The sequence below is a fragment of the Rhizobium sp. FKY42 genome, from assembly GCF_005222835.1.
Lineage (GTDB): Bacteria > Pseudomonadota > Alphaproteobacteria > Rhizobiales > Rhizobiaceae > Neorhizobium.
Genome location: NZ_STGA01000038.1, coordinates 20,519 through 31,435, shown reverse-complemented (window position 1 = coordinate 31,435; position 10,917 = coordinate 20,519). Strand labels below are relative to the sequence as shown.

At 54.7% G+C, this 10,917-nt stretch carries 10 protein-coding genes and 2 pseudogenes; 6 read left to right on the top strand and 6 right to left on the bottom strand.

Annotated features, from left to right (window positions below):
• The 5 genes from E8M78_RS16045 to E8M78_RS16030 form a co-directional block, all read left to right on the top strand.
• A partial coding sequence (locus tag E8M78_RS16045; protein WP_137136031.1) for a DDE-type integrase/transposase/recombinase occupies window positions 1–354 on the top strand: 354 nt, incomplete at its 5' end.
• 38 nt (window positions 355–392) lie between these two features.
• Window positions 393–773, top strand: coding sequence for an IS5 family transposase (locus tag E8M78_RS16040; protein ID WP_246658363.1), 381 nt, complete (start codon window positions 393–395; stop codon window positions 771–773).
• 301 nt (window positions 774–1,074) lie between these two features.
• Window positions 1,075–1,197 carry a hypothetical protein gene (locus E8M78_RS24070; protein WP_281405075.1) on the top strand — a complete coding sequence of 41 codons (123 nt, stop codon included), beginning with the start codon at window positions 1,075–1,077 and terminating at the stop codon, window positions 1,195–1,197.
• A gap of 84 nt (window positions 1,198–1,281) precedes the next feature.
• On the top strand, window positions 1,282–2,268 hold the full coding sequence (locus E8M78_RS16035; RefSeq protein WP_137136016.1) for a hypothetical protein: 987 nt from the start codon (window positions 1,282–1,284) through the stop codon (window positions 2,266–2,268).
• 73 nt (window positions 2,269–2,341) lie between these two features.
• A complete protein-coding gene (locus E8M78_RS16030) occupies window positions 2,342–3,577 on the top strand; it encodes an MFS transporter (protein ID WP_137136015.1) in 1,236 nt (411 codons plus the stop codon).
• A 109-nt stretch (window positions 3,578–3,686) separates the two neighbouring features.
• Here the strand turns inward: E8M78_RS16030 and E8M78_RS23850 are convergent.
• A pseudogene (locus E8M78_RS23850) lies at window positions 3,687–4,678 on the bottom strand (IS630 family transposase); the annotation flags it as partial.
• A gap of 269 nt (window positions 4,679–4,947) precedes the next feature.
• On the opposite strand from E8M78_RS23850, the gene E8M78_RS16015 reads away from it, so the two are divergent.
• On the top strand, window positions 4,948–6,078 hold the full coding sequence (locus E8M78_RS16015) for an RHE_PE00001 family protein (RefSeq protein ID WP_137136012.1): 1,131 nt from the start codon (window positions 4,948–4,950) through the stop codon (window positions 6,076–6,078).
• Window positions 6,079–6,262: 184 nt separating this feature from the next.
• Here E8M78_RS16015 and E8M78_RS16010 read toward each other — a convergent pair whose 3' ends face one another.
• The 5 genes and pseudogenes from E8M78_RS16010 to vsr form a co-directional block, all read right to left on the bottom strand.
• Complete coding sequence (locus E8M78_RS16010; RefSeq protein ID WP_137136011.1) at window positions 6,263–6,706, bottom strand: hypothetical protein; 444 nt, start codon at window positions 6,704–6,706, stop codon at window positions 6,263–6,265.
• Window positions 6,703–7,683 (bottom strand): hypothetical protein, encoded by a 981-nt coding sequence (locus tag E8M78_RS16005; protein ID WP_137136010.1) that lies wholly within the window; start codon window positions 7,681–7,683, stop codon window positions 6,703–6,705. Before E8M78_RS16005 ends, E8M78_RS16010 begins: the two co-directional genes overlap by 4 nt.
• Complete coding sequence (locus E8M78_RS16000; protein ID WP_137136009.1) at window positions 7,680–9,932, bottom strand: ATP-binding protein; 2,253 nt, start codon at window positions 9,930–9,932, stop codon at window positions 7,680–7,682. Before E8M78_RS16000 ends, E8M78_RS16005 begins: the two co-directional genes overlap by 4 nt.
• A 310-nt stretch (window positions 9,933–10,242) precedes the next feature.
• Window positions 10,243–10,374: pseudogene (locus E8M78_RS23845) on the bottom strand (IS3 family transposase); the annotation flags it as partial.
• Between the two features lie 98 nt (window positions 10,375–10,472).
• Window positions 10,473–10,913 (bottom strand): DNA mismatch endonuclease Vsr, encoded by a 441-nt coding sequence (vsr, locus tag E8M78_RS15995; RefSeq protein WP_137136008.1) that lies wholly within the window; start codon window positions 10,911–10,913, stop codon window positions 10,473–10,475.
• Window positions 10,914–10,917: the final 4 nt, after the last annotated feature.

Sequence of the window (10,917 nt, the reverse complement as noted above, 5' to 3'; positions counted from 1 at the left end):
GCGCCGACCTACGGGATCGCGATTTCGGAATTGAAGGCCGAAGGAAAGTGCCCCAAAGAGCTCGTGCATCTGCAGGTCAAATATCTGAATAACGTGGTCGAGGCCGATCATGGCAAGCTCAAACAGCTAATCAAGCCGGTCAGAGGGTTCAAGACGTTGAAAACGGCCTACGCAACGATCAAGGGATTCGAGGTCATGCGGGCTTTGCGCAAGGGGCAGGCAGCCATCTTCAACCTGACTGGCGACATTCGTGGAGAAGCAAGGATCGTTGAACGAGCCTTCGGCATTGGGCCGAGCGCACTCACCGAGGCTGTGGCCCTCCTCGCGCAGAATCTCGAAGCCAAAACCGCGTGACTGGTGTAGGAAGGCCTATTCACAGCCAAGCGAAATTTTTGCAACAGAGCCCTCTTGGCTTCGTCCTGACAGGCGGCGAAGCTTCGGACTACAACGCCGTTCCTGACTTGCTGGCGATACCGGTCGGCAAGCCGAGGCTGTTCCTCGCCGACAAAGGCTACGACGGTGACTTCCTGCGTGAAGAGCTCCTGATCCACGGTATCAGGCCGGTCATTCCGCCAAAAGCCAACCGCAAGAACCCGCCTGCCTGCGACTTTCGGGTTTACAAGGATCGAAACCGCTTCGAGCGGATGTTCAACCGTCTCAAGCAGTTCCGGCGCGTCGCGACCCGATACGACAAGACACGAAAATCCTTCTCGGCATTCCTCGCCCTCGCAGCCGCAAAGATATGGCTGCCATACTTTGTCAACAGGACCTAGGACGTAATGCCCCTTCAGTATATTTTTGGGTAATCGCAGCGACGATGGTTGCGTCAAAGCAGTATAGGTTTCTTGCCGCACTGGTTGCATATTATCAATAATAATTTTATTTTTTTCATATTAATTGCCAATAGGATGCAAATTTTCAAAAAAATAAACTTTAGATACAATGCCTTATTCATTTTCAACTGACGCGCCACAATTGGCACAAAATCCTTTCCAATCTTAACTTTGCAGCCAAAGGTTGGCTGTCTCGAAACCTGAAACATGCAGGTTATCCTGCTTACAAGGGAGTATGACGATGCAAACCATTGACAACCGCAAGGGCGAAGCACCCGTAACCACGGTCTCAATGAAACGCCTGTCAAAGGGCGTGAAGCCAAGCCTGACGCGCCCGGAATGCACGGACACCTCGCTTACATAAGCAATGCAACAATCGAGAAGGGCCGATTTTCGGCCCTTCTTCATTCGTCAACTTAGAGGTTCATATCGAATAAGGAAGCCGCTCATGTTGCACAGCAAGGCCCACGCCGAAGCCCCCTCGTTTACTCTCGATCAGGAAAAAGTCAGCCGGTTCTGCCACGACGTTTTGGAGGTTGGCGGTGAATTACGTTCTCTCGGGGATACAAAGGATGCTTCAGTTCTGGAACACTTGAGTCGCGAACTGAGAACGTCGTTGTCAGATACCCTCGTCCAGATCGAGGCGCGGATCGCCGACAAAGCGTGCGGAATCGCCGCCATCGATATCCCTCCCATTTACGAGGATCTTACAGACGACGCGATCGCTGGGGCGCTCACATCTATCGCTCTTACTACTGTGCTTTTTGAGCCGTCGAAAGATGTTGAAAATCTCACCCCTTTTACAATGTTCAGCGCGTCCTATGAAAGTAATAAGGCGCTTAACGATGCTGGTCTTTTGAATATTTCTCCTACAGACATCCTCGACTTCCACTCTGACGGGCTGATTAGGGGGACGTCACTCGGAGTTCCGCGCTATATCGCGATCTACAATACGTTCATCAATTATCGAAAGTGCGGAAGTTTCTACTGGGTACCGACCTCTTCTATCGAAAACTTGTCGGAGCACGTCGAACGGATCGGCTTCGATGATGATTTCACTTTCGATCTGACACCTGCCATATACGGTGAAAGCGGCTCAAGGATTGATCATGTCGTTGAGCGAAAGGTAAGGACCGCGATCTTCAGCAAAGACGCGGATGGAAGCATTATCACGTTTATGAACGGCAAGTTTGCCGGTAAAGAAGGCACCGGCACGGATTACGCCGACCGCCTAAAAACGTTCCAGACGGCTATTGCTAGAAATCCCTTTAGGTATGCGGCCCCGCAGAAATCTCGACGGCTGATCGTTCTTAACAATTCGAGCGGGTTTCATGCACGCGACATTTTCGAAGAGGCCATCCCAGGACACGAGGAAACCCGCAACTATCTCAGAAGCGTTTCCAAGGAAGCGGTCAACACGGGTTATGTGATGTAGGATCGCAACAAGCTTAGTCTGCTGGCTTAAGGGCCAGCAGATGACTACATGAATTTCTAAAGCCGGAGTGACTTTGACATTTCATACTCGTTCGATTGGATTAGTTAAGCGCCTCCGTCATATTGCGGCTATAGAGGTTGCGGTTATGGTGTTCGCTTTGGCCTCCTTCGCCACGATCGGCCTAAGTCTCGTTGTTACGTCATGGATCGCAGCTGTAGAGGGATCAATCTCGCTTGTTGGACAGTTGTTCTTTGTCAGCAGCGCGACATCGCTTATCTTTTCTATTTACGCTGGAGCCATCACTGACCGAAAAAATCGTCTTTCGGTAATCCGCCGAGGCCAATCCCTGAGACTTTTGGGTGTCGCCGCTCTGGCAGTGGGAGCGCTCGATTCCCCGACTGCGCCATGGCTGTTTGCTTATGCTGTTTTGTTTTCAGTAGGTACTGCGTTAAATGCCGGTGCTTTGGACGGAATTGTCCAACTAGCTGTCAGCGAGCAGCAACGTATGAAGCTCTCCATCCGGGTCTCTATCTGTCGCCAAATCGGCATTTTGTGCGGGACTGGTCTGGGTGGCGTTTCCTTGCATTATTTTCCAGCCATTTGGTCAGTATTGTTGATGCTGGTACTGATGGTGGTTCAATTCTTCATAATCAGCAAATTTTTTGCGGACTACCAAAACGCTCCCTCTAAGTCTCCTCAGGACATCGTTTCGGCCTGGAAAGAGGGGGTACTAGCGATCCTGAAACATCGTGCTCTCGCGTTTACCATCCTGAACGTCGGCCTGTTTTTCTCAGCGTCCCAAATGGCGAATGTCCTCGTTCCCGGCTTCGTAAAAAACACTCTTCAGCAAGGAAGCGATGTTTATGGCCTCCTTGAAACGGCATGGGCGGTTGGGGGTGGGGCGATGCTGGCGACTGCGGCGGTGCAGACCAAGTTGTTCGGCGCTCGTCGTTGGGAGCTCGTCATACTTATGCTCGTCGGGGCCGCAATGGTGGTATTTGCCGCCTCCAGAAGCATTCCCTTGTTAGTCGTGATTTATGCGATGCTCGGCGGAATGTTCGCGTTGGGGAGAGCGATCTGTGATGGTCGAATACTGATTTTGGCTAAGAACGAAGAAATCGGCCGCGTCAGGGCCGCAACTTCGATGGTGGTCAGCCTTCTGGGCATGGCAATCTATATATCGCCGACAGTCATTGGTATCGAAGACGCGATTTATTACTATGTGTCTTGGGGTGTTTTGATATCAATTGTCGGAGGGATTATGTTGGTTGTTAATGTCTATTGTGATCAGGAAAACCAATCACCATAGACGATACGTTAGCGGCAACAAAAGGTTCTAAATTAATTATACGTATTTATGCCAGACTCCTTCAATTTCCGTTGTTTATTGGGCAACTAACGCGATGAGCTCGTGTTCGCCAGGCGTAGCAGCAGTGGTCGACGATATCGTCGTAAGACTTGAAGACTCGGTTTGAGAGCCAGTTGTTCCTCATGAACTGCCAGATGTTTTCGACCGGATTCAGCTCGGGTGATTTGGGCGGCAGTGGCAGGATGGTGATGTTTTCCGGCACGATGAGATTGTTGGACATATGCCATCCGGCCTGGTCCATGATGAGAACGGCGTGGGCATTGTACGCGACGTGGCGGGAGATCTCGATCAGGTGCTGGTTCATGGCATGGGTGTCGCACCACGGCATGACGAGAGCGGCAGCCTTGCCCTGTTTGGGGCAGATGGCACCGAAGATATAGGCCGATCTGGTTCGCTGGTCGTGGGGCGCGGATGGCCTTGTTCCCCGCTTGGCCCAGCGGCGCGTGATCTTGTTCTTCTGGCCTATCCGAGCTTCATCCTGGAACCAGATTTCGATCACTTTGCCCTTGGCGGGGCCGGCGGCGATTTCTGCCACAGCGGCGGGGAAGTTTTTTTAAATGCCTCTGCCGCCTCCGGATCCTGCGCATGATGTCTTGGGCGAGCCGAGAGCTTGCGATACCCCATGGCACGCACTTCGCGACCCAGGGTCTCCTCGCTCACCGAGATGCGGAACTCCTCCCAAATCCATTGTGCCAGATCACACAGACGCCAACGAACGACACCATCCAGATACGGGGTCGGTCCCCGCTCTATGGCTTGCGCCAAGGCGGTTCGCTGATCGTCGTTCAGCAAAGAAGGCTTGCCCGGAGCCTTGCCGTTGATCAGCCCGTCGGGACCGCGAGCATTGAAGCGCACCACCCAGTCGCGCACGATCTGAACCGTCACACTGCCAAGCCGGGCGGCATCGGCGCGTGAGCCGCCATCATAGATCGATGCAAGTGAAAGAAGCCGCCGCGCCTGATCGGCATCGCGTGTCTGCCGAGCCAAAAGCCGCAACCTCGCTCCGTCGAAGTCAGACCGTAATGAAAGCGCTGACCCCATCGCAAACCTCCTGTTTGCACCAGAGATTCAGATTCGACCGCTTTTGGGAATCCCAAGAGTCAGCCTCAGCGACGGCTGGTATTATGTCCGTAGCCTGCCACACAGATACGTTGGCAACGTCAATTAAAGTGCGTGCTCGGACGTCATCAAGGCTGCAAGATCTGACCCCCGATAAGGGTTACTTATCGATGGTTAGTACACCAACCAGTAATCATACCATGTGAGGAACTGTAATATTCACATAGAGTTCCTTTAGAAAATCATTTACCATGATTTCAATGGCTTACGATCTCGCGAAAATCAGCATGACACCCCTGATGCGGCCGGCTTTCGACGCCGGGGTCGCTCTGACCCGTCTCGACGAGCGTATCGCCCGTTCACCGGTCGGCGCCGGCTGGATCGAACGATCCCACTTCACCGACGCCTGCGCCTCCTTGTGGATCGACGGCGAACTCGTCCACCTGGAAGACCTCGTCCTCCACGACGCTTTTCGCGACACCCGCACCCCGACCCACGAACTGACCATCGCCCGCGACGTGCTGCGCACCCGCCGAAAGATTTCTGGCCAGTCAGTCGACTGGGCTCTTTCCGCGGAGGGTATCCGGGTTTTGCGACAAACGTCGGACGCCGGCGCGATCGCAGAAGAGCCTGTCGGTATCATGCGACCGGCGCCCCTCGGAGATCGAGAAGGGGAGGGGGAAGACGCCGACGACGTCGAAAATCTTCCCGGCGTCGACTATGCCGCCATCGATGCAGTGCTCGCCCGATCGAAGGCGGCGATCGAGAACGCAAGCCGGCCCGGCCGCGGAGGTGGCCAAGACAAAGATCCGATGATCTACGATCTCGACTGGGACGAGGACGCGCGGCTGGACGAATGGCGCGCAGTGTTGCGCCAAGCCGAAAACTTGCCGGCGATGCTGCAGGCCATCGTCGTCCTGGATGCCTGGAACGAGCTTGCCGTCCTCCAGCATGCACCCTGGCTCGGCCGGCTGCTGGCCGCCTCGATATTGCGCCAGGCCGGCGTCACCGCCGGCGCCCATCTCGCCGCCATCAATCTCGGCCTCAAAACCATTCCGGTTGATCGGCGCCGGCATCGCGATCGGGAGACGCGGCTGCTCGCCATCGCCCACGGATTGCTGGCGGCCGCCGAGATCGGCATGAAAGAGCATGACCGGCTGGCGCTGGCCCGCAAAATGATGGAGCGGAAGTTGGAGGGGCGGCGGACGTCTTCAAAGCTGCCGGAACTGGTTGAGCTGGTCATGGCAAAACCGCTCATATCGGCCGGCATGGTCGCCAAGACGCTGGAGGTCACGCCGCAGGCGGCGCGGCGGATTGTTATGGAGCTCGGCCTCAGAGAGATGACGGGGAGGGGGAGGTTTCGAGCTTGGGGAGTGTTGTAATCATTGACTGGGGCACAACACTCTCACGACCTTTTCGACAGGCTGTGAGCCCGATAATGGGTCCTAAAGATATGTCCAATTTTACGCTGCATACTGAAGACGTCGTGTCCGACGAAAGGAAATAGCCGCCGGCTTCTTCTAACCAACAACTGGCAGGGGGGTATGCATAGTTCGGAGGATGAGCTTAAAAGGACCCGTAGGCGCATTGGAAGCATGTGATGCCATTGCGTCGCCACATCGCTACGACTTGGTCTCGATCGTCCACGGCGAAAGCAATCTCGCCATGCTCCGTGAGTATTTGAGCAAGAAACCCTTCTTTCACAAGATGGTCAACGCGGTTGTCATCGTCACCGCGCATGTAGATCGTCTCGAAGGGAATTTCGTTCCAGGCAAGCCAAGTCTCGGTTAGGCGCCGTGAACGCTCGTGGCGTCCGGAGGTCAGTACCATCTTGTACTGCCCAGTGTTCCACAACACCTTGTATAGCTCGACCACCGCTTGATTGGGCCGATCGTCGCCCATTTCCGCATTGAAGCGCTCCCAGTTCGGCGGCGACTCTCGGAGCCAAGTCCTTCGATGCTCGACATCAGCAATGGTGCCGTCAATGTCAAAAACCACGACCTTTCTCATGAAATATCAAGCACCGCTAGCACCTTGCCGATATTCACCAGCTGCTCGCGGGCGCCGCGCCGTATCTCGATGCATCGCTCGTCGTTATGGGTGACATCGAGTTCGGCAGCAGTCTTGTGCGCGTAGTCGTTCCGGATGCCATTCAAGCCGCCCTTTTCAATAAAAGTCTGCATTGCCGCCACCTGATCGTCCATGCCGCCGATAAATTCCAGCATCGACTTCAACAAGCGAGCCCGGTTGTATGAATCGAACGTCTGTGGCGTCTCGCGCAAGCGTTGCCTAATCTGCCCAATATCCATGCCGATCATCGCATCGTGCTGCTTTTTTGCGTCATCATATCTCTTTTTAAGCAGGCTCTTGCGGATGTAAACGAGAAGGTTAGCTTGTCCCTGCTCACCGAGCGCATCCCATCCAGAATCGCTCGCCAGCACCTTGATAATGTTCGCCTCAAGCTCGCTCACCCGGTCCATGAGCAAGCCGCGCACCTGATTTATCTTATGCTCCTCCTTGTGCATTTCGGTGGCAATATCTGCCAATAGGTCGTCTATTCCTTGGCGCGGCGTCAACAACACGTTCTTGCCGTGGACGCCGCTCTTAGTGGCGGCCTCGTCGAGTTGTTCTTTCGCTCGCTTCTCCGACCGCGGGTTTTCACCGGCTGAATAGAATATCACCGGCCGATAGATCGAATGCTTGTCACGGATGAATTCTATAAGTTCGTGACCTTCGACCTCGTTGTGGAGGTGGAGGTCGATGAGGATGAGGTCGAACGTCGCCTCGGCGTAGGCTCGATCGATTTCCCCCTTTAGGCGGGCGAGATAACCGGCCTTCTCCGTCTCTTCTGGGCTGGCCGCGGCGTTGATGTCGCGATAGACGACGTCGATGCCCACGCTGTCGTTCAGTTGCCTGAACAGTGTCTTGTTCCTGCTGAGCGACGCGAGTTGATCGTCGATGCACAATACATTGTATGAAAGCTTCATTTCGCCCAGCTCAGTCTTAGGGTTGTACCGCCAATGTTGTTGGAGAAGATCGAAACCCGCGCATTCCTGCCGGTTGCTATCTCTTTGATGTGGCTGAGGCCTATGCCCGAGCCGGTCGTGGTCGTGATGCCCGCGTTGAAGAGATCCTCGGCGAGATACTTGTCGGTCAAGGGGCTACCGTCGTCAATTATGTCCAGATACCTGAAGGCCTCATCGGAATGGGCCTCGACAGTTACCTTACTTGCCTTGAACTTCTTTGAGTTTGCCAGCGCATTGTCGAGAAGCATCGATATTTCAAGGGGGCTAAAATTCAGCCGAAGCTTGGTACCATCGCGGTTGACAAAGCCAATGGACATTTTGCGCGTGAGGTCAATCCTGTAGGTGACAAGGTCACCAATGTAGTCGTCGACAAATTCAAAGATGTCATGGCTAATGTTATCGCTAATGAAATTGAAGTTCGCGCGCGTTATCACCGCAGACAGCTTGTTGATTTTCTTGGTCATCGCGTGCGCGGACCGCAGCCGCGACATGATGTCATCTTTCTCGAATGTCGGGGCTGCCAGATCGAGGAGGATGCCCTCGAGTTCGTCTTCGATTTGCTGCGTCCACAAGCCAACAAGATGCTGCATCTCCTCGAGGCGTCGGTCATCCGACGATCGCCCGGATTCTGCGAACAGCCGTCGCTTTGTCTCAGTTTTGGCGTGGTCACGGTAGGCGTCTGCGATCTCGGTCTTGGCGACCAGAGCTGCTTCGTGCCTCTCAACGTAACGCTTGAGATCTCGGCGGTCAGCCTTGGTCAGGTCGTAGACGTCTTTGTCCGCAACCCTTTCAAGGAGGTTAGATACAAATTCCTGCAGCTCCTCGACTTTTTGCCTTGCGATTTCCCGGAGCTTGCTTTCATTCACGACGACATTGCGATACTGGCCACCCTTGGATCCTGACCTGACGATCCCGTTGATGGCAGAAAGGATTTCCTCGTATGAAAAGTCTGCGTTCTCGGGCGCTATGCGATCCCAGTCCATCCCCTCGACAACATATTTTTCCAGCGTTCGTACGAGAGTTATCAGATAGGCGCCGTCCACCGAGCCATCGGACTCCAGCTCGCTCAGCTGCGAGAACGCAAGGTTTCGTGCAACGCCTTCACGGCTGGTGACGGGTACGAAGGCCCGGTTATCATCCGTTATTTCAACAAGACCAAAAACTTCGCGCGTGCCGAGATAGCGGGCATTGCCTTGCGCCTTCTTCGCGTTCAAACGTAGCCAATCATCATTCGGCTCCCCATAGGGCAAGACCCGGAAGCCGTTAAGGAAGAGCATTATCGATCCATAATCGGTGGATGTGTACCCCGTGATGGACTTGAATGAGACTTTCGCGCCCTGGCTGAGATAGTGAATCTGTGCCTTTATTCCTTTGAGTTCCGAGTACCGGTTGTCGCTCTCGAAACTGAGGATGACTTCGCCGAAGTGATGAATCTCGGTGTGGATCAGTGATCCGTCGTTCGAGATCGAGGAATGGATCGCGATCGTCTTCTCGTCGATGCGCGAGAGCAGCTTGTTCTCGATCTGGCCATCGAAGACAAGATTGCCATCCTTGTCGCGCACGTCCTCCGACTTGAGATGGATTGAGAATTGGCCTTCCGGATCGATGATGAAACGCTCTAGTTCCTTCTTCAGCCGTTCGAGCTCATTTAAGCCCCACGCCTCGCGCAGGTCGCTGATTACCAGCGTTGTCCCCGAAACGGCCTCGGCAACGTCGGGGTTTTCGCCCGGCAGAAGGATAGGGAAAGTGCGTGGAAATAATTCGACGTCCGATATCTGGCGATCGGGATCGTCGACCTCGAAACTTGGCCAGTCAATTCGAAGCGCGGTCCACTCGCCACCCTTGGTCTTGGTATAGAGATCAAGCGCCTTTCCAAGCCTATCACATGAGAATCGGCCAATGCCCTTCTCGCCGGCGTAGTAGGCGCCGCCGCTACGCCGCGAGTTGCGCTTTTCGGAATAGGCGATATTGAGCCACTTTCCTGAAATGTCCGTGACAGACATGCCTTTGCCGAAGTCTCGGATGACAAGAACGGATCCCGGCCCACCTGCCTCTGCGCGCCGAAAGACGATCTCCACCTTACGCGAGCCGGCGTCCTTGGCGTTCTTGATCAGCTCGATTATCGCGATGTTGCTGTTTTGAATGAGGCCTTGACCGATAATATCCTTCAGCCGGATGTTCGCACGAAAACTAAATTTTTGTCCCGTCATGCGCGCCTCTCCCTTGCCTCATTCGGCGGCAGCTTGGCCTCGTGCCTTCCCCGGCGATGACCAGTACGTCAGTTTGCGAAGCGCTCAAGTCCTGAGTAAGTCCTGCTTTTCTTTTCGGTCCCGCCAAGCCGAGGCTTCATGCTTCATTACCAGCAAATTTATTAAACTGAACTTAGCGATCAATTCAAAGTTGCCTCTTTCTCCGGGTCCGGGGGTGGTCCCCCGGATTTGGGCAGTCGTCCGGCCTGCTGCCGGTTCTTGGGCGCCCATTACGGTATATCTATAAAACTGCAGCGCATGTATGCCATGGCTGATCCAGAGCCTTCATCTTCTTGGCCACATCGCACGGCAGGCCTGCTGGTTTGCCACCGCGAATGTCGGTCTTCTTGACCCGTTTATGCAGGGTGGCTAGCGGGCAGTTAATCTTGGCCGCAATAGATGACTGGCAAACCCGGAGCGGCCCATCCTTTACGTTGGCCCTGTCACGGCTGGATTTCCTGCTGCGAAAACATGCGCAGGAGCTTGCATCGAATGCCGATCCTATTTCGACTTTGCTGCCAAGAGCATCCGCAAGTCTCGGCCCAGGACGCCTGCCGTCGACAAAGCCTTTGCATGGGTATCGAGGTCGCACTCCCATACTGTAATGACGTGCCATCCGGCCTCCTCGAGCTGCTTCGAGACGCGCTTGTCGCGTTCTACATTTCGAGTGAATTTCTCGACCCAGAACCCAGTATTCGACTTTGGGGTCGTTGCGACCTTGCATCCCGGATGGCGATGCCAGAAGCAGCCGTGGACGAATATGACGCAGCGGTACTTGGGCAGCACCAAGTCAGGTTTGCCCGGCAAGCCCGTCTTATGCACGCGAAATCGAAAGCCAAGGCCATGGAGTGCCTTGCGAAGGGCGATCTCGGGCTTTGTGTCCCGTGATCGGATCCGCGACATTCGTTCCGAACGCTGCGAAGGCGTCAGCGTGTCTACCATGGTT

Excerpts from the sequence above, each read along its gene's own strand:
- vsr (WP_137136008.1), bottom strand. The coding sequence starts at position 10,913 with ATGGTAGACACGCTGACGCCTTCGCAGCGTTCGGAACGAATGTCGCGG.
- E8M78_RS16015 (WP_137136012.1), top strand. The coding sequence starts at position 4,948 with ATGATTTCAATGGCTTACGATCTCGCGAAAATCAGCATGACACCCCTG.
- E8M78_RS16005 (WP_137136010.1), bottom strand. The coding sequence starts at position 7,683 with ATGAAGCTTTCATACAATGTATTGTGCATCGACGATCAACTCGCGTCG.
- E8M78_RS16000 (WP_137136009.1), bottom strand. The coding sequence starts at position 9,932 with ATGACGGGACAAAAATTTAGTTTTCGTGCGAACATCCGGCTGAAGGAT.
- E8M78_RS16035 (WP_137136016.1), top strand. The coding sequence starts at position 1,282 with ATGTTGCACAGCAAGGCCCACGCCGAAGCCCCCTCGTTTACTCTCGAT.
- E8M78_RS24070 (WP_281405075.1), top strand. The coding sequence starts at position 1,075 with ATGCAAACCATTGACAACCGCAAGGGCGAAGCACCCGTAACCACGGTC.
- E8M78_RS16010 (WP_137136011.1), bottom strand. The coding sequence starts at position 6,706 with ATGAGAAAGGTCGTGGTTTTTGACATTGACGGCACCATTGCTGATGTC.